The organism is Kribbella shirazensis, assembly GCF_011761605.1.
Lineage (GTDB): Bacteria > Actinomycetota > Actinomycetes > Propionibacteriales > Kribbellaceae > Kribbella > Kribbella shirazensis.
Map to the genome: position 1 here is coordinate 3,710,781 of NZ_JAASRO010000001.1, position 24,062 is coordinate 3,734,842.

A 24,062-nucleotide genomic window follows, 5' to 3' on the forward strand; every position below is an offset into this window, starting at 1 on the left:
GCGACGGACCGGAGGCCGCGTAGATGCCTCCGACACGAGAAAGCCGCCCCATCGCGGGGGCGGCTCCCAGGCGCGACGGCGAGAAGCGCAAGCGCAACGATACGGCACCGCACCGACAGTGGTGGGTACCCACGGGTCCGCGCAGTGGATTCCTGGTCGACGTCGACAACATCGCGGAGCAGCTGATCCGGGACGCGTTCCGCGACAGTCTCGCGACCTACTGGCATCGCCGGGCCGAACAGCTCGCAGCGGGTCTCAGTCGTCCCGGTGATCTTGCCGGCCGACTCACCCCTGAGCAGATCGCCGAACGCGATCAGCGGATCCGGAACGACGTCGCGCGCTGCCTGCGGCATGCAAGTCTGCTCGCGGCAGGCGACCCCTTCAGCGAGGACATCACCGCCGTGGTTCGGGAGGTGGCGTAGATGGTCGTCCACCGCCTCGGCTGCGACATGGCCGGCCTCACGTACTTCGAGACCGCAGGCATGGTCTGTTCCTGTCCGCCCGAATCCACACCGACCCCGCAGTCCCCGCGGATCATCACGCTCGCCGACGTGACCCCCGAGCGGGTCGCGTGGCTGTGGCCTGGACGGTTCCCGCTCGGCAAGCTGGTCGTACTCGACGGCGACCCATCAACCGGCAAGTCGACGCTCAGCCTCGACCTCGCAGCGCACGTCTCCACCGGCAAGCCATGGCCGGACGGCGCGCACTGTGATGCCGGTGATGTGCTGCTGCTTTCAGCCGAGGACGGTCTGGCCGACACGATCGCTCCCCGGCTGGTCGCGGCCGGCGCGGACCGTCGACGGGTCCACGCGCTGACGGAGGTACCGAGCAGGGACGACGACGGCAACTCGACGATGGTTCCGCCCACCCTCCCGCGCGACATCCCCCACCTCGCGCGCATCGTCGCTGACCGCGGCGTGACGCTGCTGGTCGTCGATGTCCTGATGGCGTACTTGAACGGCAAGGTCGACTCACACCGCGACCAGGACGTCCGCGGCGTACTTCACCAGCTCGCAGCGATGGCCGACAGCACTGGTTGCACGATCGTCCTCATCCGGCACCTGAACAAGGCCGGCGGTAGCAACGCTCTGTACCGCGGCGGCGGATCCATCGGCATCGTCGGCGCTGCACGGGCCGCCTACCTCGTTGCCCGCGATCCCGACGACGAGGGCCGGCGCATCCTCGCCTGCAGCAAGAGCAACCTTGCGGCCGAGCCGCCCAGCCTCGCCTACCGGTTGGTCGACGATGCGCCGACAGGGTGCGCCCGCGTGGAGTGGGAGGCGGGCACAGTCGAACACACCGCCTCATCCCTGCTCCGCACTCACACAGATGACGACGAGCGCGACGAGCGGGATGCGCTCGACGTGTGGCTGTCCGAGCTGCTCGAGGACGGGGCGCTCACGGCCAACGAGATCTATCGCGCCGCCGACTCTGCCGGGTACTCCAAGGACCAGACCAAGCGAGCCAAGAAGCGACTGGGAATCACGGCCACACACCCCGATGTGAAGGGTCCGTGGTACTGGCAGCTCGACCCCAAGGGAGCACCAAGCGAGCAAGGGAGCGCACAGATAGAGCCCGCTCCCTTGGCTCCCTTGGGCGCTCCCTTGGTGGAGGCAACCGACTGCCCGGACTGCACTCGGTTACAGCGCATCAGCGAGCACATGCGCTGCTGGCAACACGGCGAGGCGTCGTGACCTCCACCGACTGCGCCGGTTGTGGTGCCACAGGCAACGGCTGCGAGGTCAAGCGCTCACACAACCCAGGGGCGGGAGGTGCGACGTCGATCGGACAGGCGCGGCCTGACCCCCGCGCCAGCCAGCGTCTCTCCCCAGACGATCCATGTCACGCAACAGGTCCCGCGACCGGAGGGGGTCCGGTCGTGACGCAACGACGGCCCCGAGAGATGACCCCCGTGCCACCCTTCTCGCCCCCTGAGCACTGCGTGAGCTCGTTTTCCGAATGGAGGTACCAACGATGACTAAGCCGAAGATGCCGCCCGGACTGGGCGCACGTGGCCGAGCGTTCTGGCGTGACGTGCTCGCGACGTGGGAGGTGAACCGCGACGAGCTGGAGTTGCTGACGGAGATCTGCCGGACGCTGGATCTGCTGGACGAGTTGCGGGACGCGATCTCGCGCGACGGGATGACGGTGGCCGGCAGTGAGGGCCAGCCGCGGGCACACCCGGCGGTTTCGCAGGTCACCGCCTCGCGGGCCCTGCTGGGCCGCCTGCTGGCTCAGCTCGGCCTACCGGACCCCGAGGGCGTACCGGTGCCGTCCGCGCGCTCTGCGCAGGCACAGCGGGCCGCTGAGAGCCGCTGGAACCGTCGCGGACAGGGTGCGTGATGGCGCGCCGCAGAGCCGAGGCGGTCCGTCCGGTCGAGCAGGGGCCAACCGAGAGCGGTTGGGCGCACTACGTCGGCGACGACCCCGAGGCGCTGCAGATGGTCGGCATGTGCCCCAACCGCGAAGTGGTGTACGGCAAGCGCTGCGGACGGCGCGATGTCCGCCACCTCTGGCACACGCCGCGGGCGGAACGGCAAGCCCTGCACGCCCGGATCTTGGGCGCAGATCAACGAGAAGGAGACCCACCATGGATGAGATCGACCGCGCACGATTCGACGAGTTCGAGCTCGCGCACCCTGAGCTGAGCTTCGCTGCGCATGAGGCGCTCGACGAGGCGCCGAGACTGTCGCCTCCCGCGCGCCGGTTCATGGCCGGCGAGATGGACCCCGCCGAGGCGCGCAGGCTCGGCTACATCCGGGATTCCGGCGACAACGCGTAGCATGGTTCACGTCGAGCTGATTGGTTCACCTCGACGTCTACCGCAACACCCCTGGGCTGACTTCTGGTTCACCCCACGGGCACCCCCGCGACAACTCGCCGGCTGCCACATCGAGCGCCGCGCCGTCGCCCCCACTGATCCGAAGAGGTGAACCATGGCCGGGACACGTGCCCAGGTCGAGCAGTACAAGGCCGAGCAGGAAAGCCAACTCAAGTCGCTGATCGGGCAGCTCGACAACGTCGATCCGACGAGTGAGCGCGCGAGCAACATCGACACCGGTATCCGCCGCCGCAAGGCCGCGATCGAGATGTGCGACCAGGAGCTCAAGATCCACGACGCACTTGACGGCGGCAGGGCCGGCACCGAGTCCGGTTCCGAGCCGGGTGCCACCGATGGCGGAACGCTGTACGGCCATTCGCCGGTCGAGCAGGCGAAGCGCCTGCTCGATCATGTGGTGAAGTCGCGCAAGCTGCCGGACCACGCCGCCGAGAAGGCTCACGGGCTGCTCGACCTTCCCGACGCCGGCGACCGCACGCTCGCGGCCCGGTGGGTGACCGCGACCGGCGACCCGGAGTACAGCAAGGCGTTCGGCAAGCTGCTCGCCGACCCCAGCCGCGGCCATCTGCTGTGGACCGCGCGTGAGCAGGAGGCCTACCGAACCGCGAAGGCCGTGCAGGGCGAACTCAAGGCCATGACGCTCTCGGGGAACTCCGAGCTGCTGCCGCTGAACCTGGACCCGGCGATCATGCTCACGAGTGACGGGTCGACGAACCCGCTGCGGCAGATCTCCCGCGTCGTCCAGACGATCTCGAACACCTGGCAGGGCATCACCTCCGCCGGAGTCAACGCCGAATGGAAGACAGAGGGCGCGGAGGCTACCGAGCTCACGCCGCCGACCGATCCCGCACCGATCCCGGTCTACTTCGGTGACGCGTGGGTGCCGTACTCGTACGAGGTCGGCATGGACTCCGCCGGCAACTTCGCCACCGAGCTCGCGGTGCTCCTGAACGACGCAGCCGATCAGCTGATGGCGACGGCGTACACGACCGGCACCGGCACGGGTCAGCCGACAGGCATCATCACTGCACTGCCGGTCGGGTCGATCGTGGCCACCGGGACCGCGGACACCTTCGTCAAGGGCGACGTGTACAAGCTGCAGGAGGCGCTGCCAGCGCGATTCCAGGCGAACGCGCGCTGGTGTGCGGCGCTTCCGATCATCAACCTGATGTCGCAGATGGAGACCACCGCGGGCGCGCGGTTGTTCCCGGAGATCAGCGACGGCAGGCTGCTGAACCGGCCGCTGCACGAGCTGTCGAACATGGACGGCGTCATCAACGCGGCGCAGTCGAACAAGATCCTGCTGTACGGCGACTTCCGGAACTTCGTCATCGCCGACCGGATCGGAACCGGTATCGAGCTGATCCAGAACGTCGTCGGCACTAACGGCCGGCCGACCGGGCAGCGCGGCGCCATGCTGTGGTTCCGCACCGGTTCGGACTCCGTCGTCGACAACGCGTTCCGGGTGCTGGACGCCTGATGGAGATGCGGTTGCTGCACGCACCTGTCCGGGCTGACCTCGTCGCGGCGGCGTACGCCAGGGCCGAGGCTGACGGGGTCACACTCGCGGACGTCGTCACCGCTGCGCTCGAGGCGCATCTGGAGACCACGACAGGCGGCGTGCAGCAGCCGCGGCGCCGGACTCCGGCGCGTACGAAGCGTGGCAACCGGGCGTCAACCACGCCCTAGCTCCAGTCCTCCAAAGGATCGCAGCGGAGCAGGGAACGGATGGCCGGCGAGCGCCCACAACTGTGTGCGTGCGCGGAGACCCGACCAGCGCCCGGTTGCCCTTCCAGCAGCACAACAGCGCCCGCCGAGTCGCCCCCCGGCGGGCGCTGTTGTGTAACGCGGCAGTGACCCGCCGCGATAGGGCATGCAACATCAACAGAGGGGGGAACTCTGGTGGAAGCGGATCAGGACGACTTGATGCGCCTCAAGGACCATCTCGCAGCCGGACACAGCGAACCGCCGATGAAGGTGATCCACGCCGCGGCGTCTGCGCTCGGGCAGCGGACCATCACGCACGCTGTCGCGACCTACGAGGTGACAACACAGCCGAAGGAAGACAACTCGCCAGAGGAGACGCTGGCGCAGTGGGACTGCATGATGCTGACCGAGGACGCGCTGGTCATCGTCACGGCCAGCCGGCCAGGAAGCGAGTGGTATCTGGGCAGCGAATGGGACGAGATCCGGGAGGACGGCGCCAGCATCACCGCGGAACTGATTCCACTGCGCGAGGTGGTCGGATGTTCCGTCATCGGTGTGCGGTCCTTCGGTCCGACCAACTGGCTTGCTCGATGGGATGTTCGGCTCCGTGACGGGCGGAAACCTCCTGTCCCGTGGCCAACGAGGCACCGACAGGAGACCCAGCGCAGGCACGAGGAGCTCGCAACCGCCCTCGCGGATCGCCTTCTCTCGCACGCATAGGCGACTCTTCCCCAGCGGACCGCAAGAGCCCCTGACCGATCTACACCTTTGGTCAGGGGCTCTGCTGTGTGGTGGAACGGTCAGGGTGGCGGGACGGGGGTCTAGTCGACCGCCACCCTGACCGGCTTCAGGGGCGCTGCTCGAGCCAGTCCGGGCGCGCTAGGTCGCCGTCGTCGAGCCATTCATCGCCGTCGTCGTCGCGGTGGAAGCCCTTGTGGCGGCCGAGGATGCACCGCGCGTCGGTGCGCGGGTTGATCCCGTCACACGCGAAGTCCTGTGCGGCGTGGAGGATCGGCCAGCCTTTCGCGTCCCGCTCGACACCCATGAGTGACCCCTCGATCGCTACTCGTCATGTCGTCATGACCAGTTAGGAGTGTGCCAATTCCCACGGCGAGCCGTCAATGCGAGGGCTTGGTTCCTGTGCCACGAGTGGCAAACTGTCCCGATCAGGACGACATGACGAGACCGCGAGAGGGTGTCCAGTGATCGACCGCGTAAGCGGTGTTCCGGCGTACCGCCAGGTGGCGGCAGACCTACGGGGCAAGATCAGCGACGGCACCTATCCAGCCGGCAGCAAGCTCCCGTCCGAGCGGACCCTGATCGACGACTACGGCGTCTCCCGAATCACCATCCGAGAAGCCATCGGGCTACTCAGGTCCGAAGGTCTCGTCGTCGCTGAGCACGGCCGTGGCGTGTTCGTCCGCGCTACCGCTCCCCTCGTACGTCTCAGCCGCTCCAGGCTCAGCAAGGCGGCCCGCGACGCCAACCAGGCGTACTTCCTGGGCGACGCCGCGAGCACCGGATTCACGCCCACCGTTCAGGTGACGATCCGATTCGAGGACGCGTCGCCGGAGCATGCTGCCGTCCTCGACGTACCCGTAGGCAGTGAGCTCCTGGTGCGCCAGCGGGTGATGCTGGAGACGGTCAGCCGGTGCAGCTCGCTACGTCACGACTGCCGCGCGAACTGACCCGCGGTACGCAAGCAGAGGAGATGGACACCGGCCCCGGCGGCATCTACTCGCGCCTCGAGGACGCCGGCTACAAGCCGAGCCGGTACACGGAGCTGGTGAAGACCAGGATGCCGAGCCGGGAGGAGACGACCGCGCTGCAGCTCGGCGCCGGCGTACCGGTGCTGGTCTTGCAGCGTGTCGCCTACGACAGCAACGGCCGCCCGGTCGAGGTCAACGAGATGACCCTGACGGGCGACCGCTACGAACTGCTGTACGAGATTCCTGCGGACTAGCTGCCCGGTGCGCCTGCAGGCCCAGGGTGTGCCGCGTCCAGTTGGTCGGCGAGCTCTTCCACCTGCGTCAGCGGCACGTTGCGCGTCACCCACGAGATCATGAAGCCCGCGAACATATGCACGTCTTGGTCGGCGTGCCGGTACAGATCCCGTTGGAGCGCGTCCCGCAACTCCTGCTCGGCGCTCACTGGTCGTCCGCCTTCTGCGCTGCGATCTCGGCGTCGAGCTCCGCGATCAGCTCCCGCAGGATCGCCTTGATCCGCTCCAGCCCCTCGTCGATGCCCCGGAGCTTCTGCTCGCCCGTCATTGCCCCTGCTCCTTGTCTCGCAGCGCGAGGAGCAGCGCACTGATCGCGTCGGGGTTGTGGATCATGTCGCGGACCGCCCGGTCGTAACCGGCCTGGTGGCCGTCTTCGAACCCGTCGTCATAACCGACCCGGTGCAGCTCGACCTCGTCCACGATCGACTGCAAGCCGGCACGGATCTGCCGGAAGGAGTGACCCTCCAGGTAGCTGATCCGCTCGACCAGAGCGTCAGTGGAGAGCCGGTGCGGCTGACTCCAGAGATCGTTGAGCAGAGCGGGTGGGAAGCGGCGAGATACCTCCGCCGTGATGACTTCCTCGGGGTCGGGCGAGACGGGTTCGTCGGTGAGAGATGATGTGTGCACGGTCGGACCTGCTTCCGGTCGAGGTCCCGGCCGGCGCTGCTATCGCCGCGTCCGGGACCGCTCAATTTGAGCGGATAACCTGAGGGAGATAGGTCCCGTGAGTCAGGCGAGACAGGCGCGATAGCACATAGGATTGGCGGTCGAGACCCAGTAGTTCTCGTGCCAGATCCCGGGCGCGGTCCTCTCGCCGGTCAGCGGTAACGTCTCGGTCACCCGGCTCACCCTAACGGCGGGTCGGTGTGATGCGGCACAGTCGGCGGACCGAGGACGAGCCGAGCCGCTAGCCTGGGCTGCGCCGGACTGTGATCGGACTCGCACCCGCCTTATGTTTCTCGCGAGTAACATCCGTGGCAGGCTTGGAGAGACCGTTAACCAGAAGGGGTCCCACACGCTATGAAGATCGTCGTCTGCGCGAAGTTCGTGCCGGATGCCACCGCGGACCGCCGCTTCCGCTCGGAGGACAACACGGTGGATCGTGCCGGTGTCGACGGGCTGCTGTCCGAGTTGGACGAGTACGCCGTCGAGACCGCGCTCACCGTGAAGGAGTCCGGTGACCCGGATGGCACTGGGGTGACCGTGCTCACGGTCGGTCCGGAGCAGGCCGCGGATGCGGTGAAGAAGGGCCTGCAGATGGGCGCCGACGCCGGTGTCCACGTGGTCGACGACGCGATCCACGGATCCGACGCGGTCGCGACCTCGCTGATCCTGTCGAAGGCGCTGGCCAAGCTCGAGGCCGACCTGGTCGTGTTCGGGATGGGTTCGACCGACGGCAGCATGGGAGTGATCCCGGCGATGGTGTCGGAGCGGCTCGGGCTGCCGGCGGTGACGCTGGGCTCGGAGGTGACCGTGGAGGGTCAGACCGTGCGGATCCGCCGCGACGGCGACACCGCGAGCGAGACGATCGAGGGCACGCTGCCGCTGGTGCTGTCGGTGTCCGACCAGGCGAACGAGCCGCGCTACCCGTCGTTCAAGGGCATCATGGCGGCGAAGAAGAAGCCGGTGGAGACCTGGTCGCTGGCCGATCTGGAGCTGACGCCGGAGCAGGTGGGCGGCTCGTCGGCGTGGACCGAGGTGGTCGAGGTGACCGCCCGTCCGCCGCGCACTGCCGGCACGATCGTCACCGATGAGGACGGCAGCGGCGCTGCCCAGCTCGTCGAGTTCCTGTCCACGAACAAGTTCCTCTGAGGAGCGGCTGAGTAATGTCGAACGTTCTGGTTCTCGTTGACCACACCGCGGGTACGGTCCGCAAGACGACCGCCGAGCTCCTCACGATCGCGCGCCGGCTGGGCGAGCCGGTCGCGGTGTTCATCGGTGAGGGTGTGCAGGAGGCGCTGCCGGCCCTGGGGCAGTACGGCGCGACCAAGGTGATCGCCCTGTCCACACAGTCGAACCCGGAGCTCACGCAGTACCTGGTCGCCCCGAAGGCGGAGGCGCTGCAGCAGGTCGCGGCGAAGGTCGAGCCGTCGGCGATCCTGATCTCGTCGAACGCCGAGGGCAAGGAGATCGCGGCGCGGCTGGCGGTCAAGCTCGAGGCGGGCCTGATCACCGATGCCGTCGACGTCACCGCTGCCGACGGTGGCCCGGTGACGACGCAGTCGGTGTTCGCGGGCAACTACACGGTCCAGGCCAAGGTGACCCACGGCACGCCGATCATCACGGTGAAGCCGAACGCCGCCACGCCCGAGGCCGCCGAGACGTCGCCGGAGGTGGAGGAGTTCGACGTGACGATCTCCGACGCCGCCAAGACCGCGAGGATCACCGACTCCAAGCCGCGGGAGGCGACCGGCCGTCCGGAGCTGACCGAGGCCGCGATCATCGTGTCCGGTGGCCGCGGTACCGGTGGCGACTTCGGTCCGGTGGAGGCGTTCGCCGACTCGCTCGGCGCGGCCGTCGGCGCGTCGCGTGCCGCTGTCGACTCGGGTTGGTACCCGCACGCCTACCAGGTCGGCCAGACCGGCAAGACGGTGTCGCCGCAGCTGTACGTCGCGGCGGGCATCTCCGGCGCGATCCAGCACCGCGCCGGCATGCAGACCTCGAAGACCATCGTCGCCGTCAACAAGGACCCCGAAGCCCCGATCTTCGAGCTCGTCGACTTCGGTGTCGTCGGCGACCTCCACAAGGTCCTCCCCACCGCCACCGAAGAAGTCACCAAGCGCAAGTCCTGACCCCTCCGCCAACGTCTGACGGCCGCACGGCGCAGCCACGGCGGTAGTTCGGCAGCCCGGCTCGGTTCCCCTCCCGAGCCGGGCTGTCTAACATGCGGTGGGTGCGGGTCTGGGTCAGTGGGGCGCGGGGGAAGTTGGGGGCGGAGGTCTGCCGGCAGCTGATTGCCGCTGGGCATGACGTGGTCGACGCGGACCGGACGGGTCCTGCGCCGGTTGACCTGATGGACCGGGGAGCGGTGGCTCGCTCGTTGCTGGGCGTGGAGGCGATCGTGCACTGCGCCGGGATCGCGAGCCCGGAGGACATCGAGCCGGTGCGCCTGTTCGAGACGAACGCGATCACGACGTTCAACGCCCTCGAGGAAGCCTGGAAGCTCGGTATCCGGACCGCTGTGCTCGCCTCCAGTGGCTCGATCTACGGCACCGCCTGGTCACCCGAGGAGATCGGCACGCCGTCCGTCCCGATCGACGAGGACACCGAGCTGCGGTACGTCGACCCGTACGCGCTCACCAAGGACGTCCTCGAACGCATGGGCCAGCTGTACGCGCGCCGCGGCGTACAGGTGACCGCCCTGCGTTTCCACTGGATCCTCACCCCCGACGAAGTACGCCGCTTCGTCGCGGAGGCGCCGCCGGAGCAGAACCGGCGGAACCTGTGGGGGTACGTCGACCTCGCCGAAGCCGCCCGCGCCTGCATCCTGGCCCTCGCACCGCGTACCCGGGACCGCTACGCCACGCTGGTGATCGCCGCCGAGGACACCGGCCGCCACGAGCCGACAGCGGACCTTCTCGCCCGCCACTCACCCGACACCGAGATCCGCCCCGAGTTCCGCCCCGCCCTCCAAGGCACCGTCTCCTTGTTCGACAGCCGACGAGCAGCCGAGGTCATCGGCTGGACCCACCAAAGCACCTGGAGACACGAGTGACCGGCTATGCCGACGACCTGGCGGGTGCTGGACGGGTACGACGGGCAGTGGTGTATGGCAGCAGCCAAGCGCGCAGACTCGGTCAGGCGGCCAGGTGCTGGCGGATGGTGGTCAGGTCGGTGGTGATGGCGGTCAGGCGGGAGTCGGTGTTGTCGAGGTAGGTCTTGAGGGCTGTGGCCGTGGTGGTGCAGCGGTCGTTGAGGTTGGTGACCTCTCCCGCGGCCCGGTTCCGGTCGGCGGTCAGCGCCCGGCGGAGGCTCACGTAGCTGTTCAGGCCGAAGCCCATCACCACCAGCCCGACCACGATCCAGAACCAGTGCAGCAACATCCCGAGCCCGATCGCGACCACCGCGCCACCGATCAGCAGCCCGAGCGGCATTGCGCGCTGGCCGGTGGTCGCCACGCCCGCGGCCGCGGTCAGCGACGTCGTCGCCTTGCTCAGCTCGAGCTGGTCGGGACCGTCCGGCCGGATCGTGACGGTGTGCTTGCCGTTCTCGATCGAAACCTGTGCGGGCCCCGGCTGCTCGGCGACCTGAGCGAGCTCCTCGACCGCAGGCAGCACCAACGGACCGACGACACGCAGCGCGGTCGCCGACAGGTGCGGCTCGGCGGACAGCCCCAGGTCCTCGGTCAGCAGCGCGTCGACCGTCCCGGCAGGATCGTCGAGCGTCCGGGCCTCCGACTCGGGCGTACCGGTGACTTGAGCACGCAGTACGGCGATGCGCGCCAGCGTCTCGCGTTCCGGTTCACTGCCTTCGGAGATGAGCAGGCGCAGGATGGCCGCCGCGCTGTTCTGGTCCGGCTCGGCGTCGGCGTCGCGGCGTGATGACTTGGCGTCGTCCGGCGTACGGTCGGACTTCCGCTCCTCCGGATAGCTGAGGGCCGGGTCGGGTTCGCGCGCCGCGGTGTTGCCCGCGATCGACTCGACAGCGTCCCGTACGCGGCTCAGCCGGGTCCACGCCTCGTCCTGCACCTGGGTCGCCTTCAGTCGTGTGCCGCTCGGGCGAGGCGCCGCGCTGCCGCGTGTCTCGAGGCGCGTCAGCCAGGCGTCGCTGGACGCGACCGACTGCAGCCGCTCCACGACCAGCTCCAGACCCTCCGGTCCGAAGCCGCCACGCGCGGCTGTCGTCCACAGCACCCGCTGTGCCCGGGTGAGCTCCCCGTCCGCGGCCGGTACGCCGAACGCGACATCCAGCCATTCGGTCCGCACCTGGTGCCGCTGCCCGAGTGCCGCCAGCGCCAGCGCCAGGAAGATCGACGTACGGCGCTGGTCGAGCTTCATCGCCGTACTCACCGCCTCCTCGTCCGGCGTGGAGGCGTGCAGCGAGATCAGCGCTGCGACCGCAGGGTCGAGCCAGTACTGCGGAACGGGCGCGCCGGCCGTGGGGAGTTCGGTGGAGGACGCCATCGCGGTGAGGACGCGGGTGGCGTACCGGCGGAGGTCGGCGGCGTGGACGAAGCCGGCCGTCTCATGGCGCAGGTCGGACAGCTCGACGAACGCGTCGAAGGCCCTGGACAGATTGTCGACCCGGCTCTGCAGGCTGCCCTGGATCCTCGACAGCTGCGATCTGAGGCTCGACGCCTCCTGCCGCGCGTACGACATCTCGCTCTGCAGATTCTCCAGCTGCTCGTTCTGCCGCCGCTCGGCCCACCAGTCCGTCATGCTCCGCCTCCGTCACCCGATGTCGCTCTCCGGAAGGATGGCCTGTCGGCGGGTCACCGCCCCGACACCCCCGGCACCGCCCGCCGCGTCCACGGGTGAATCCCGGCGCGCGGGAACATCGGTGCCGGAACTACTCTTGAAACCGATATGACTGCATCCGACCGCCGCACGGTGTACCTGGACCACGCGGCGACGACCCCCATGCTCCCGGTCGCGATCGAGGCGATGACTCATCACCTCACGCAGACCGGTAACGCGTCGTCACTGCACGGCTCCGGCCGGTGCGCGCGGCGGACGGTCGAGGAGTCCCGCGAGTCGATCGCGGCGGCGCTCGGGGCGCAGCCCAGTGAGGTCGTGTTCACCTCCGGCGGGACCGAGGCGGACAACCTCGCGCTCAAGGGCCTGTGGTGGTCCCGCCTGGCCGCGGACCCGCGCCGCCGGCGGATCCTGCTGAGCGGCATCGAGCACCACGCGGTCCTCGACCCGGCGGTCTGGCTCGGTCAGCACGAGCACGCCGAGATCGAGTGGCTGCCCGTCGACGAGCTCGGCCGGGTGCAGCCGGACGACGTACGGCGGGCCGTCGAGCGCGACCCGGCGTCGGTGTCGTTCGTCACGCTGATGATGGCGAACAACGAGGTCGGCACACTCCAGCCGGTGCGGGAGGTCGCGGCGATCGCGCAGGAGTACGGCGTACCCGTGCACACCGACGCGGTGCAGGCGATCGGGCAGGTGCCGGTGGACTTCGCCGAGCTGGGGGTGGACGCGATGACGGTGTCCGCGCACAAGCTCGGCGGTCCGTACGGGATCGGGGCGCTCGTCGTCCACAAGGAGACGCAGCTGACGCCGATCCTGCACGGCGGGGGACAGGAGCGCGACGTCCGGTCCGGCACCCTGGACGCGCCCGCGACCGCCGGGTTCGCGGTGGCGGCGGAGCACGCGATCAAGCACCAGGCGGACGAGGCGGCGCGGCTGAGCGAGCTGCGGAACGCGCTCGTCGAGGGCATCACCGGCACGATCGAGGGCGCGAAGCTGTCCGGCGACCCGGTCGGCCGCTTGCCCGGTAACGCACACTTGTCCTTCAGCGACTGCGAGGGCGACTCGCTGTTGCTGCTGCTCGACGCGCGCGGGATCGAGGTCTCCACCGGATCCGCGTGCAACGCCGGGGTCGCCGAGCCCAGCCACGTCCTGCTGGCCATGGGGTACGACGACCAGCGGGCCCGCGGCTCGCTCCGGTTCACCCTCGGGCACACGAGTACGCGCGCCGACATCGACGCCGTACTGGAGACCATCGGGCCGGTCGTGGAGCGGGCGAAGTCCGCCGGCCTGCAGAACGTGGGAAGGAACACCTGATGCGGGTACTCGCCGCCATGTCCGGCGGGGTCGACTCCGCGGTCGCGGCCGCGCGGATGGCCGAGGCCGGGCACGACGTCACCGGAGTGCACCTGGCGCTCAGCCGCAACCCGCAGTCGTACCGCAGCGGCGCGCGCGGCTGCTGCACGATCGAGGACTCCCGCGACGCCCGCCGGGCCGCGGACGTGATCGGCATCCCGTTCTACGTCTGGGACCTGGCAGAGCGCTTCCACGCCGACGTGGTCGAGGACTTCGTCAACGAGTACGCCGCCGGCCGCACGCCGAACCCCTGCCTGCGCTGCAACGAGAAGGTCAAGTTCAGTGCGGTCCTGGAGCGGGCGCTCGCACTCGGCTTCGACGCGGTCGCGACCGGGCACTACGCGCGGATCGTCGACACGCCGGACGGACGTGAGCTGCACCGCGCGGTCGACCCGGCCAAGGACCAGTCGTACGTGCTGGGCGTGCTGACGCAGGAGCAGCTCGCGCACGCGTTCTTCCCGCTCGGCGACACGGTCAAGACCGACGTCCGCGAGGAGGCCGAGCGCCGCGGGCTGGCGGTGGCGGCCAAGCCGGACAGCCACGACATCTGCTTCATTGCCGACGGCAACACTCCGGGATTCCTCAGCGCGCAGCTCGGCGACGCGCCCGGCGACATCGTCGACGCGCAGGGCAACAAGCTCGGCGAGCACCAGGGCACGCACGGCTTCACCATCGGCCAGCGCAAGGGCCTGCGGATCGGTACTCCGGCCGCGGACGGCAAGCCGCGCTTCGTCCTGGACATCTCGCCAGTCGACCGCACCGTGACCGTCGGATCCCGTGAGGAGCTGGCCGTGTCGCAGCTGACCGCCTCCAAGCCCCGCTGGTGCGGCGCCGAGCCGACGGGCCAGGTGCACGCGAGAGCCCAGCTCCGTGCGCACGGCGAAGAGGTCCCCGTCACTGCAACAGTTCTCGGCGATCGAGTGCAGGTCTCCTTCGACGAACCGACATCCGCGGTCGCCCCAGGCCAGGCCGTCGTGCTGTACGACGGAACGCGGGTCATCGGCTCCGCCACCATCGACACCGTCCAGCGCGTGACCGCTGCCGTATGACGACGACCGGGCTCGGATCCGTCCCCGGCGACGACATCCGCGAGTGGATGCGCGCCGTACTCGAGCTGGTCGACATCCCGTTCCTGCCGGAGCTGCCGGCGCGTCCGTACGGCGACATGCTCAGCCGGACCGTCGCCGTACTGACGGAGCTGGCCGCTGACCTGCAGCCGGTCGGGTGGCGGCTGACCGGCGGTGGTGACGCGCGGGCCAGTCTGGACCAGCGGCGGGCGAGGGCGTTGCTGCACGAAGACCTGGACGTGCTGGAGGAGTACGCCGACGGGTACCAGGGGCAGCTGAAGGTGCAGGTCACCGGGCCGTGGACGCTGGCGGCGTCCGTGGAGCGGCCGCGTGGTGACAAGGTGCTGGCGGACCACGGTGCGCGACGGGACCTGGCACAGGCGTTGGCGTACGGCGTGCAGCAGCACGTGGCCGAAGTACGGAAGCGTGTCCCGGGCGCGGAGGTGCTGCTGCAGGTCGATGAGCCCGGGCTGCCCGCAGTACTGGCCGGAGCTGTGCCGACCGCGTCCGGCTGGAGCAAGCACCGGTCCGTCGACGGTCCTGGTGCTGTTGAGCTGCTGAGCCTGTTCACCGGTACTGCGCCCACGATCGTGCACTGCTGCGCGGCCCGGCCACCGATCGAGGTCTTCACCAAGTCCGGCGCCAGCGGGGTAGCCGTTGACGTGTCGCTGCTGAACACCGCCGCCTGGGACCAGATCGCGGCCGCGGCCGAAGGCGGCACGGCGGTCTACGCCGGCGTCGTGCCGACCACCGGTGCGTTGCCCCGGGCCGAACAGGCCGCGGAACCGCTCGTCCGCAGGTGGCGCGACCTCGGGCTCGATCCCGAACTGCTCAAGATGGCCGTGATCACGCCCGCCTGCGGCCTGGCGGCCGCCGGGTCGACCGCGGACGCCAGAGCGCGGCTGAAGCTGCTCCGCGACGTCGCCGACGTGGTGGCCGAGGCCGCCGACGCCTGACCGGAACTGTCGGTGGGCCACTGTAAATTCTTCTCATGAGCACGGAGGAGAACGGCGGGGCGCCCGCGGAAGTGCGGGAGCGGCATGCGGCGCTGAGCAAGGAGATCGAGGATCACCGGGCGCGGTACTACCTGGCGAGCCCGATCATCTCGGACGCCGACTTCGACGCGCTCATGCACGAGTTGCAGGGCATCGAGGAGCAGTACTCTGAGCTCCGTACGCCGGACTCGCCGACGCAGAAGGTCGGCGCGCCGGTCTCGACCCTGTTCACCCCGGTCCAGCACCCGAGCCGGATGGAGAGCTTGGCCAACGCGTTCTCGGCCGAGCAGATGGAGGCCTGGGCGAAGCGGCTGGAGCGTGAGGTCACCGTCCGGCAGATCCACGACAGCGGGTTCCTGTGCGAGCTCAAGGTGGACGGGCTGGCGCTCGATCTGGTGTACGAGAACGGCAGGCTCGTCAGCGGCGCCACCCGCGGCGACGGCCGCACCGGCGAGGACGTCACGCCCAACGTCCGCACGATCAAGAGCATCCCGGAGCAGCTGCACGGCGACGGCTTCCCGGCGTTCCTGGAGGTCCGCGGCGAGGTGTACTTCCGGGTCGAGGACTTCGAGGAGCTCAACGCCCAGCTCGTCGAGGCCGGCAAGGACGTGTTCTCCAACCCGCGCAACAGCGCGGCCGGTTCGCTGCGCCAGAAGGATCCGCGCGTCTCCGCCGGACGCCCCTTGCGCTTCGTCGTGCACGGCCTCGGCAAGGTCGAGGGGCACCACATCGGCCGGCTCTCGGAGGCGTACGAGCAGCTGAAGGCCTGGGGCCTGCCGGTCAGCGACCGCGCCCGCCGGGTCGGCACGCTCGACGAGGTGAACGAGTTCATCGCGTACTACGGCGAGAACCGGCACTCGGTCGACCACGAGATCGACGGCGTCGTGGTGAAGATCGACGAGGTCGATCTGCAGCGCGCGCTCGGGTCGACCTCGAGCGCCCCGCGCTGGGCGATCGCGTACAAGTACCCGCCCGAAGAGGTGAACACCAAGCTCATCGAGATCGAGGTGAACGTCGGGCGCACCGGCCGGGTCACCCCGTTCGCGCACATGGAGCCGGTCCGCGTCGCGGGCTCCACCGTCGAGTACGCGACGCTCCACAACGCCAAGGAGGTCGCGCGCAAGGACGTGCGGCCGGGCGACACCGTCGTACTGCGGAAGGCGGGCGACGTGATCCCCGAGGTGCTCGGGCCGGTGGTGGAGCTGCGTCCGGAGGGGCTGCCGTCCTGGGAGATGCCGACCCGGTGTCCGTGGTGCGACACCGTGCTGGCGCCCGCCAAGGAGTCCGACGTCGACATCCGCTGCCCGAACTCGCAGTACTGCCAGGGCCAGTTGCGGGAGCGGCTGTTCTACCTGGCCGGGCGGTCCGCGTTCGACATCGAGGGGCTCGGGTTCAAGGCGGCCGACGCGCTGATCCGCGGTGGACTGATCGCCGACGAGGGTGATCTGTTCGCGCTGACCGAGGACAAGCTGGCCGGGAGCGCGTTCTTCACCACCAAGGCCGGCGCGCTGTCGGCGAACGCGCGCAAGCTGGTGGCGAACCTCGAGGAGGCGAAGGCCAAGCCGCTGTCGCGGGCGCTCGTCGCGCTCTCGATCCGGCACGTCGGGCCGACAGCGGCCGCCGCGCTCACCGAGGTGTTCGACACCATCGACGACGTCCGAGCGGCGAGCGAGGAGCAGCTGGCCGAGATCGAGGGCGTCGGGCCGACCATCGCGCAGGCGATGATCGAGTGGTTCCAGGTGCCGTGGCACCAGGCCATCGTGGACAAGTGGCAGGCATCCGGCGTGGTCATGCGCGAGGAGCGGACCGGTCCGTCCCTGCCGCAGACGTTGACCGGGCTGTCGGTCGTGGTGACCGGGACGGTCGAGGGGTTCAGCCGCGACGAGGCGACGGAGGCGATCGTCGGCCGCGGCGGGAAGGTCGCGAGCTCGGTGTCCAAGAAGACGTCGTTCGTGGTGGTCGGCGACTCTCCTGGATCGAAGTACGACAAGGCTGTCCAGCTCGGCGTACCGATCCTGGACGCCGCAGGGTTCCGGGTGCTGCTGGAGGACGGCCCGGACGCGGCCGCCGGTGTGGCGACCACGCCTTCGGCCGGCGAGGCCTGAGAATCTCCCACGATCTTCGTGCCGGACGGATCCGGCGGCGGCGCTGAGCCGTCCGACTGTTAACTTTGCACGTCACATCTGGGCCAGAAGGAGCAATCTATGACGACGCCGCCGCAGGGACCATGGGGTCCTGGGCAGCCGGGGGGCCAGCCAGGCGGGCAGCACGGGGGGCAGGGTGGCTCTCAGCAGCCACCACAGCAGGGTGGCTGGGGACAGCAGCCTCCTGGCCAAGGAGGCGGCTGGGGTCAGCCTCCGCAGCAGCCGCAGGGCCAGCCTCCGCACGGCCGCCCTCCGCAGCAGGACCGGCCGCAGCAGGGCTGGGGACAGCAGCCCGGCCAGCCGGGGCAGCCTGGTCAGCAAGGCCAGCCTGGTCAGCCGGCGGGTGGCTGGGGACAGCCGCCGCAGCAAGGCGGCGGTGCGTACCAGCAGCAGTCCTGGGGACAGCGCCAGCAGCAGGGTCCCTGGCACCAGCAGCAGGGCGGGCAGCCGGGGCAGTGGCAGCCGGGCGGTCCGGGCGGCAAGGGCCCAGGTGGCATCAGCAAGGACAAGCTGCCGTTCGTGATCGGCGGTGGCGTGGTCGGCGTCATCCTGATCGGCCTGCTGGTCTTCCTCGGTGTCCGTGCCTTCAGCGGTGACGACACCCCGACGACCCAGCCGACGATCGAGCCGACGGGCACCGGAGAGCCGACGGGCGGCAACCCGACGGAGTCGCCGACCAGCGGCCCCGCGAACGGTGAGCTCGGCAACGCGACCGGTCAGGCGAAGGCCGCGACCGAGAAGCTCCAGGGCATCGGCTTCGCCTGCAGCGACCTGTTCAACACCGCTCAGGGCGCGCACCGCGGCTGCTTCAAGTCCGACGGCCGCAAGGATGCCGAGGCGATCCTCCAGTTCGGGTCGGACGGCAACATCGTCGCCGTACGGGTCCAGGCCCAGGACTCGGACAACAACAACAACGCCCAGGTCGCGTTCGACCAGGTGCTGCAGGCGGTCGGCAACGACGCGTTCGGCGCCGACTCGGTGAAGAAGGTCCAGGCGGCGGTGAAGACCGGCCAGCGGTCCGAGGAGGTCAGCACCAGCTGGGGCGATCTCCAGCTCAGCAACTCCGGTGAGAGCCTGCGGCTGTCCGGTAAGAAGTCCGGCGAAGACTCCCTGGACCTGCCGGACCAGAACTTCGACACCACCCAGGCGCAGTTGACCGCGGCGCTGAAGGCGAAGGGCTACGTCTGCACCTCGTCGTGCAAGAAGGAAGTGGGCCAGTACGGCTCGCAGCGGGTGTACTCCTACGCCCGTTCCGGCGAGGGCATCAAGGACATCGAGGTCAGCGTCTACGGCGAGGGCAGTGCGGTCAAGAACGCCATGAACGCCGTGGTGAACGACACCTTCGGCGTCCTCAAGGGCGGGAACGCGGCCGCGGTGAAGTCGTACATCCAGGCGCACAGCGACGGGAAGCCGTACGCTGCTTATGTCGGCGGTTGGAAGGTCGAGATCGACGGCAGCGACTCCAGCAGTTACAAGTCGCAGCGGATCTCGATCCGGTACGAGTCGTTCTACGCCTGAGCGGGGTACGGAGGCCGGAGTGAAGTTCCCCCGGGAGAAGCGGGAGTCACGGACGGTGGCACAGCCGCCGCCCGAGGCGGCCCAGCGGGTCGACGGCGGTGGGCCCTGGGGCCCCACCCAGTTCGACCTCCCGGACCGCAACGGCAGCAACAGCCAGGCGATCCTGATCGTCTCGCTGATCGGGATCGTGATCCTGCTGGTGATCGCCGGCCTCTGGGCCCTCGCCTACTTCCAGTTCACCTGACAGCAGCAGAAACCCCCCGCTCGTCCGCGAGCGGGGGGTTTCTGCGTGTGATCAGGGTGGGTCAGGCTGTCGCGCGGATGGTGACGGCGAGTGAGGCCAGGTAGGACAGCCGGGCGACCTCGGAGCCGAGGAACTCCGGACCGCCGCGGCGGCCGATGACCAGGATCCGGCGGTCGGACTCCAGCGGCGCGGCGACCAGGACCGACTCCGAGAGGCCCTTGTGATCGGGCGCCTCCAGTGTCGTCGCCTTCTCCATCGGCAGCCAGTTGCCAACCACGTCGCCGAACTCCGGCGTCGCGCTCGTCTCCAGCGCGACCTTCACCTCGCTGCCGGTGCCGTCCAGCAGCGCCGCCCAGTCCGCGTGCAGGACCGCGGGCGACTGCTCGACCAGGATGTCGATCGCGTCCGCGGGCGCGGACGTCATCTGCTCGACCGCCTCCAGGTCCATGTGCAGTCCGCCGCCGGCGCCGTACCGGGAGAACCAGATGACCTCGACGTCGGGTACGCCGTTGCACGCCGACACCAGGCGGTCCGGCAGGACACCGGCCGGCAGGTCGACCACGATGTCGTCGACGGCGGTGCCGTTCTCGCGCCGGTGCTCGACGATCTCGATCGCGTGGATGTCGGCGTTCACCTCGCCGAGCGCCGTCGCCACGGTGCCGAGCGAACCTGGCCGGTCCGGGATGATCAAGCGCAGCAGGAACACCGAACGATCATCTCCCAGCCGATCACCTTGCGCGTAACGCCTTGTCGCCGCCCATGTTACAGAGCGGTAGGACACGACACGCGGGCCTATCTCATCGGGCTCCTGTCCACAGCCTGGGGGACGAGGAAACGCACGTGTCACACCGGCCCACTAGGATGACGGGGTCCCGGCGGAAAACGCTGTGGAAGTCCTGCGAACCATTGGATCAGTTCATGCCATCGATTACCCGCGAAGAGGTCGCGCACCTGGCGCGACTGGCGCGGATCGAGCTCAGTGACGACGAGCTCGACCACCTCGCCCCCCAGCTCGACCAGATCATCACCCTGGTCGGGCAGGTCAGCCAGGTGGCGGCGGACGACATCCCGCCGACCTCGCACGCCCTGCCGCTGACCAACGTGATGCGCCCGGACGAGAACGTCCCGTGCCTCACGCCCGAGCAGGCGCTGTCCGGCGCGCCGGCCGCGGAGGAGCAGCGCTTCCGGGTGCCGCGGATCCTGGAGGAGGACTGATCATGTCGGATCTCACCAGGAAGACCGCGGCCGAGCTCGCGGAGCTGATGACGTCCGGGCAGGCCAGCTCGGTCGAGATCACCCAGGCCCACCTGGACCGGATCGACGCCGTCGACGGCGCCGTCCACGCGTTCCTGCACGTCGACGCCGAGGGCGCGCTGGCGCAGGCCAAGGCCGTCGACGACCGGCGGGCCGCGGGCGAGCAGCTGTCCCCGCTGGCCGGAGTGCCGCTGGCGCTGAAGGACGTGCTCACCCAGGAGGGTGTGCCGACCACGGCCGGCTCGAAGATCCTCGAAGGCTGGAAGCCGCCGTACGACGCGACCGTCGTGAAGCGGCTGAAGGACGCCGGGATCGTGATCCTCGGCAAGACCAACATGGACGAGTTCGCGATGGGCTCCTCCACGGAGAACTCGGCGTACGGCACCACTCACAACCCGTGGGACCTGGGCCGGATCCCGGGCGGTTCCGGCGGCGGTTCGTCCGCGGCGATCTCGGCGTACGAGGCGCCGCTCGCGATCGGCACCGACACCGGCGGCTCGATCCGCCAGCCCGGTGCGTTCACCGGGACGGTCGGGGTCAAGCCGACGTACGGCGGCACCTCGCGGTACGGGCTGATCGCTCTCGCCTCGAGCCTGGACACGCCTGGTCCGTGTGCGCGGACGACGCTCGACGCGGCGCTGCTGCACGAGGTGATCGCGGGGCACGACCCGATGGACTCGACCTCGATCAACCAGCCGGTCCCGGCCGTGGTCGAGGCCGCGCGCAACGGTGACGTCGCCGGGCTGCGGATCGGTGTCGTCAAGGAGCTCGGCGGCGAGGGCTACCAGCCGGGTGTCGAGGCCCGCTTCCACGAGGCGGTCGAGCTGCTCACCAAGCTCGGCGCCGAGGTGGTCGAGGTCTCCTGCCCGCACTTCCAGTACGCGCTGCCCGCGTACTACCTGATCCTGCCGAGCGAGGCCTCGTCCAACCTGGCCAAGTTCGACGCCATGCGGTACGGCCTGCGCGTCGGCGACGACGGCACGAACAGCGCCGAGACGGTGACGAGCCTGACCCGCGAGGCCGGCTTCGGCGCCGAGGTGAAGCGCCGCATCATCCTCGGCACGCACGCGCTGTCGAGCGGGTACTACGACGCGTACTACGGCCAGGCGCAGAAGGTGCGGACGCTGATCGCCCGCGACTTCACCAAGGCGTACGAGCAGGTCGACGTCCTGGTCTCGCCGGCCACGCCGACGACCGCGTTCGCGATCGGCGACCGGATCGACGACCCGATCGCGATGTACAAGAACGACCTGTGCACGATCCCGTCCAACCTGGCCGGCAACGCGGCCGCGTCGTTCCCGTGCGGCCTCGCCGACGAGGACGGCCTGCCGGTCGGCTTCCACGTGATGGCGCCGGTGATGCGCGACGACCTGCTGTACAAGGTCGGCGCCGCGCTGGAGTCCGCGCTGGCCGAGCAGTGGGGCGGCGTCCTGATGACCAAGGCTCCGGAACTGGAGGTGACCCGATGACCATCGCTGCCGAGGTCATGCCGATCGACAAGGCGCTGGCGCAGTACGACCCGGTGATGGGCCTCGAGGTCCACGTCGAGCTGAACACGAAGTCGAAGATGTTCTGCGGCTGCCCGACCGAGTTCGGCGCCGCGCCGAACACCCAGACCTGCCCGGTCTGCCTCGGTCTGCCGGGCGCGCTGCCGGTGGTGAACGCGCGCGCGGTCGAGTCCGCGATCAAGATCGGCCTGGCGCTGAACTGCGAGATCGCCGAGTGGTGCCGGTTCGCCCGGAAGAACTACTTCTACCCGGACATGCCGAAGAACTTCCAGACCTCGCAGTACGACGAGCCGATCGCGTTCAACGGCTGGACCGAGGTCGTCGTCGACGGCGAGACGTACCGGATCGAGATCGAGCGCGCGCACATGGAGGAGGACACCGGCAAGTCCACCCACATCGGTGGCGCGACCGGCCGGATCCACGGCGCGTCGCACTCGCTGGTCGACTACAACCGGGCAGGGATCCCGCTGATCGAGATCGTCACCAAGACGATCGAGGTGCCGGGGGAGAAGGCCGCCGCGGTGGCGCGCGCGTACGTGAGCATGCTGCGCGACCTGCTGCTCGCGCTCGACGTGTCCGACGTCCGGATGGACCAGGGCTCGCTGCGCTGCGACGCCAACGTGTCGCTGAAGCCGCGCGGCGCGACGACGTTCGGGACCCGGACCGAGACCAAGAACGTGAACTCGTTCCGCTCGGTCGAGCGTGCGGTGACGTACGAGATCACCCGGCAGGCGGCGGTGCTGTCCACCGGCGGGAAGGTCATCCAGGAGACCCGGCACTGGCACGAGGACACCGGCATCACGACCTCCGGCCGGGAGAAGTCCGACGCCGAGGACTACCGGTACTTCCCGGAGCCCGACCTGGTGCCGGTCGCGCCGTCGCGCGAATGGGTCGAGGAGCTGCGTGCGACCCTGCCCGAGCCGCCGTCGGTACGTCGTGCGCGGCTGCAGCAGGAATGGGGTTTCACCGACCTCGAGATGCGCGACGTCGTGAACGGCAACGCGCTCGAGCTGATCGTGTCGACGATCGAGCTCGGCGTCCCGCCGTCCGCGGCGAAGAAGTGGTGGCTGGGCGAGCTGGCCCGCTACGCCAACGAGTCGGGCACCGAGCTCGGCAGTCTGGACGTCGGCCCCGGCGAGGTCGCCGAGGTGCAGAAGCTGGTCGACGACGGCACGCTGAACGACAAGCTCGCGCGGCAGGTGTTCGAGGGTCTGCTCGCGGGTGAGGGAACGCCGGCGGAGATCATCGAGAAGCGCGGGCTGGCGCTGGTGTCGGACGACTCGGCGCTGCTCGAGGCGATCGACCGCGCGATCGCCGCGAACCCGGACGTCGTCGAGAAGGTGAACTCCGGGAAGCCGGCCGCGGCGGGTGCGCTGATCGGCGCGGTGATGAAGGACATGCGCGGCCAGGCGGACGCCGCCAAGGTCCGCCAGTTGCTCAACGAGAAGCTGGGTATCTGACCCGTCGGTGGGGGTGCCGGTCGTGCACCCCCACCCAACGGCGGCAGACTCAGGCGGCGTCGCGCTCAGGGTGCGTCGCGCGTTCCGGCTGGGGAGCTTCGGCGATGACGCTGCGCTCGATCCGGCCGTCGTCCACGTCCGCCGCGTTCGCGAGCAGCGTCTGCGCGACCGACAGCTCGTCGCTCGGGCAGCGGACCTCGTAGCGGGTCGGCACGATCTCGGTGCTGACTGCCTCGGGGCGGTTGCGGACGAGTCCGCGGAACATCCCCCACAGCGCTCCGACGAGGACGCCGTACACGAATCCCCAGGCGACGACCGCGAGGCCGGTCAGGGTCGTCTCGGCGACGAGCGTGACGAACACCGCGGCGAGTACGCCGACCAGCGCGCCCTGCAGCGCACTGGTCGCGGTCAGCCGCACGACCGGCACGGTCCTGCGTCTGACGGCCTGCCGAAGACCGGCACCGACGACGTCCAGGCTTGCGGCGTCCATCCCGTAGCTTCTGAGGTACTCGACTGTTCGCTGAGCATCCACGAAGCTGCTCATCGATGCGATCACA

Annotated in this window: 28 protein-coding genes; 21 read left to right on the forward strand and 7 right to left on the reverse strand. The window is 69.5% G+C overall.

The features are described from left to right. Positions 1-23: 23 nt before the first annotated feature. The 7 genes from BJY22_RS18130 to BJY22_RS18160 all read left to right on the forward strand — a co-directional run bounded on the left by BJY22_RS18130 (position 24) and on the right by BJY22_RS18160 (position 5,266). Entirely contained in the window at positions 24-422 is a 399-nt protein-coding gene (locus BJY22_RS18130; protein WP_167208307.1) for a hypothetical protein, read from the forward strand. After that, the gene (locus BJY22_RS18135) at positions 423-1,694 is read left to right on the forward strand and encodes an AAA family ATPase (protein ID WP_167208308.1); all 1,272 of its coding nucleotides are present in this window, start codon (positions 423-425) and stop codon (positions 1,692-1,694) included. It begins immediately after the preceding gene. A 280-nt stretch (positions 1,695-1,974) separates the two neighbouring features. Continuing rightward, positions 1,975-2,343, forward strand: a complete 369-nt coding sequence (locus tag BJY22_RS18140) for a P27 family phage terminase small subunit (protein ID WP_167208310.1) — start codon at positions 1,975-1,977, stop codon at positions 2,341-2,343. A 247-nt stretch (positions 2,344-2,590) separates the two neighbouring features. Further along, the gene (locus BJY22_RS18145; RefSeq protein WP_167208312.1) at positions 2,591-2,782 is read left to right on the forward strand and encodes a hypothetical protein; all 192 of its coding nucleotides are present in this window, start codon (positions 2,591-2,593) and stop codon (positions 2,780-2,782) included. Positions 2,783-2,936: 154 nt separating this feature from the next. Then, complete coding sequence (locus tag BJY22_RS18150; RefSeq protein ID WP_167208314.1) at positions 2,937-4,319, forward strand: phage major capsid protein; 1,383 nt, start codon at positions 2,937-2,939, stop codon at positions 4,317-4,319. Beyond that, positions 4,319-4,528 (forward strand): hypothetical protein, encoded by a 210-nt coding sequence (locus BJY22_RS18155; protein WP_167208316.1) that lies wholly within the window; start codon positions 4,319-4,321, stop codon positions 4,526-4,528. The genes BJY22_RS18150 and BJY22_RS18155 overlap by 1 nt, the downstream gene beginning before the upstream one ends. Positions 4,529-4,765: 237 nt before the next feature. Continuing rightward, a complete protein-coding gene (locus tag BJY22_RS18160) occupies positions 4,766-5,266 on the forward strand; it encodes a hypothetical protein (protein WP_167208318.1) in 501 nt (166 codons plus the stop codon). 127 nt (positions 5,267-5,393) lie between these two features. Here the strand turns inward: BJY22_RS18160 and BJY22_RS18165 are convergent, their stop codons facing one another. Beyond that, positions 5,394-5,591, reverse strand: coding sequence for a hypothetical protein (locus BJY22_RS18165; protein ID WP_167208320.1), 198 nt, complete (start codon positions 5,589-5,591; stop codon positions 5,394-5,396). Positions 5,592-5,748: 157 nt separating this feature from the next. Here BJY22_RS18165 and BJY22_RS41070 point away from each other — a divergent pair, with 157 nt between their 5' ends. Further along, positions 5,749-6,234: a GntR family transcriptional regulator gene (locus BJY22_RS41070; RefSeq protein ID WP_337758765.1), complete on the forward strand. Its 486-nt coding sequence runs from the start codon at positions 5,749-5,751 to the stop codon at positions 6,232-6,234. Next, positions 6,198-6,509: a UTRA domain-containing protein gene (locus tag BJY22_RS41075; protein WP_202891164.1), complete on the forward strand. Its 312-nt coding sequence runs from the start codon at positions 6,198-6,200 to the stop codon at positions 6,507-6,509. The genes BJY22_RS41070 and BJY22_RS41075 overlap by 37 nt, the downstream gene beginning before the upstream one ends. Here BJY22_RS41075 and BJY22_RS18175 read toward each other — a convergent pair. Genes BJY22_RS18175 through BJY22_RS18180 form a run of 3 tightly spaced genes read right to left on the reverse strand, consistent with a single transcriptional unit; the run spans position 6,506 to position 7,175 of the window. Further along, positions 6,506-6,697 carry a hypothetical protein gene (locus BJY22_RS18175; protein ID WP_167208322.1) on the reverse strand — a complete coding sequence of 64 codons (192 nt, stop codon included), beginning with the start codon at positions 6,695-6,697 and terminating at the stop codon, positions 6,506-6,508. The genes BJY22_RS41075 and BJY22_RS18175 overlap by 4 nt on opposite strands. Further along, positions 6,694-6,816, reverse strand: a complete 123-nt coding sequence (locus BJY22_RS42465) for a hypothetical protein (protein WP_272954825.1) — start codon at positions 6,814-6,816, stop codon at positions 6,694-6,696. The genes BJY22_RS18175 and BJY22_RS42465 overlap by 4 nt, the downstream gene beginning before the upstream one ends. After that, on the reverse strand, positions 6,813-7,175 hold the full coding sequence (locus BJY22_RS18180; RefSeq protein ID WP_167208324.1) for a hypothetical protein: 363 nt from the start codon (positions 7,173-7,175) through the stop codon (positions 6,813-6,815). Before BJY22_RS18180 ends, BJY22_RS42465 begins: the two co-directional genes overlap by 4 nt. 393 nt (positions 7,176-7,568) lie before the next feature. On the opposite strand from BJY22_RS18180, the gene BJY22_RS18185 reads away from it, so the two are divergent. The 3 genes from BJY22_RS18185 to BJY22_RS18195 all read left to right on the forward strand — a co-directional run bounded on the left by BJY22_RS18185 (position 7,569) and on the right by BJY22_RS18195 (position 10,263). Next, positions 7,569-8,360: an electron transfer flavoprotein subunit beta/FixA family protein gene (locus BJY22_RS18185; RefSeq protein ID WP_167208326.1), complete on the forward strand. Its 792-nt coding sequence runs from the start codon at positions 7,569-7,571 to the stop codon at positions 8,358-8,360. Positions 8,361-8,374: 14 nt separating this feature from the next. Next, entirely contained in the window at positions 8,375-9,340 is a 966-nt protein-coding gene (locus BJY22_RS18190; protein WP_167208328.1) for an electron transfer flavoprotein subunit alpha/FixB family protein, read from the forward strand. 101 nt (positions 9,341-9,441) lie between these two features. After that, on the forward strand, positions 9,442-10,263 hold the full coding sequence (locus BJY22_RS18195) for an NAD-dependent epimerase/dehydratase family protein (RefSeq protein ID WP_167208330.1): 822 nt from the start codon (positions 9,442-9,444) through the stop codon (positions 10,261-10,263). 82 nt (positions 10,264-10,345) lie between these two features. Here the strand turns inward: BJY22_RS18195 and BJY22_RS18200 are convergent, their stop codons facing one another. After that, positions 10,346-11,926 (reverse strand): hypothetical protein, encoded by a 1,581-nt coding sequence (locus tag BJY22_RS18200; protein ID WP_167208332.1) that lies wholly within the window; start codon positions 11,924-11,926, stop codon positions 10,346-10,348. Positions 11,927-12,073: 147 nt separating this feature from the next. On the opposite strand from BJY22_RS18200, the gene BJY22_RS18205 reads away from it, so the two are divergent. The 6 genes from BJY22_RS18205 to BJY22_RS18230 all read left to right on the forward strand — a co-directional run bounded on the left by BJY22_RS18205 (position 12,074) and on the right by BJY22_RS18230 (position 19,283). Further along, a complete protein-coding gene (locus BJY22_RS18205; RefSeq protein ID WP_167208334.1) occupies positions 12,074-13,276 on the forward strand; it encodes a cysteine desulfurase family protein in 1,203 nt (400 codons plus the stop codon). Next, positions 13,276-14,364 carry a tRNA 2-thiouridine(34) synthase MnmA gene (gene mnmA, locus BJY22_RS18210; protein WP_167208336.1) on the forward strand — a complete coding sequence of 363 codons (1,089 nt, stop codon included), beginning with the start codon at positions 13,276-13,278 and terminating at the stop codon, positions 14,362-14,364. The genes BJY22_RS18205 and mnmA overlap by 1 nt, the downstream gene beginning before the upstream one ends. Continuing rightward, on the forward strand, positions 14,361-15,338 hold the full coding sequence (locus BJY22_RS18215) for a uroporphyrinogen decarboxylase/cobalamine-independent methonine synthase family protein (RefSeq protein ID WP_167208338.1): 978 nt from the start codon (positions 14,361-14,363) through the stop codon (positions 15,336-15,338). The genes mnmA and BJY22_RS18215 overlap by 4 nt, the downstream gene beginning before the upstream one ends. A 35-nt stretch (positions 15,339-15,373) precedes the next feature. Beyond that, on the forward strand, positions 15,374-17,482 hold the full coding sequence (gene ligA / locus BJY22_RS18220) for an NAD-dependent DNA ligase LigA (protein WP_167208340.1): 2,109 nt from the start codon (positions 15,374-15,376) through the stop codon (positions 17,480-17,482). Between the two features lie 99 nt (positions 17,483-17,581). Further along, the gene (locus BJY22_RS18225; RefSeq protein ID WP_167208342.1) at positions 17,582-19,039 is read left to right on the forward strand and encodes a PT domain-containing protein; all 1,458 of its coding nucleotides are present in this window, start codon (positions 17,582-17,584) and stop codon (positions 19,037-19,039) included. 19 nt (positions 19,040-19,058) lie between these two features. Further along, positions 19,059-19,283: a hypothetical protein gene (locus tag BJY22_RS18230; RefSeq protein ID WP_167208344.1), complete on the forward strand. Its 225-nt coding sequence runs from the start codon at positions 19,059-19,061 to the stop codon at positions 19,281-19,283. Between the two features lie 61 nt (positions 19,284-19,344). Here BJY22_RS18230 and BJY22_RS18235 read toward each other — a convergent pair whose 3' ends face one another. Further along, positions 19,345-19,989 carry an ACT domain-containing protein gene (locus BJY22_RS18235; protein ID WP_167208346.1) on the reverse strand — a complete coding sequence of 215 codons (645 nt, stop codon included), beginning with the start codon at positions 19,987-19,989 and terminating at the stop codon, positions 19,345-19,347. A 212-nt stretch (positions 19,990-20,201) separates the two neighbouring features. Here BJY22_RS18235 and gatC point away from each other — a divergent pair, with 212 nt between their 5' ends. From gatC to gatB, 3 genes are read left to right on the forward strand one after another with little or no spacing between them, the layout of a single operon-like run. Continuing rightward, complete coding sequence (gene gatC / locus BJY22_RS18240) at positions 20,202-20,498, forward strand: Asp-tRNA(Asn)/Glu-tRNA(Gln) amidotransferase subunit GatC (protein WP_134011031.1); 297 nt, start codon at positions 20,202-20,204, stop codon at positions 20,496-20,498. A gap of 2 nt (positions 20,499-20,500) precedes the next feature. Next, a complete protein-coding gene (gene gatA / locus BJY22_RS18245; RefSeq protein ID WP_167208348.1) occupies positions 20,501-22,006 on the forward strand; it encodes an Asp-tRNA(Asn)/Glu-tRNA(Gln) amidotransferase subunit GatA in 1,506 nt (501 codons plus the stop codon). Next, positions 22,003-23,505, forward strand: a complete 1,503-nt coding sequence (gene gatB / locus BJY22_RS18250; RefSeq protein ID WP_167208350.1) for an Asp-tRNA(Asn)/Glu-tRNA(Gln) amidotransferase subunit GatB — start codon at positions 22,003-22,005, stop codon at positions 23,503-23,505. The genes gatA and gatB overlap by 4 nt, the downstream gene beginning before the upstream one ends. A gap of 49 nt (positions 23,506-23,554) precedes the next feature. Here the strand turns inward: gatB and BJY22_RS18255 are convergent, their stop codons facing one another. After that, entirely contained in the window at positions 23,555-24,049 is a 495-nt protein-coding gene (locus tag BJY22_RS18255; protein WP_167208352.1) for a hypothetical protein, read from the reverse strand. Positions 24,050-24,062: the final 13 nt, after the last annotated feature.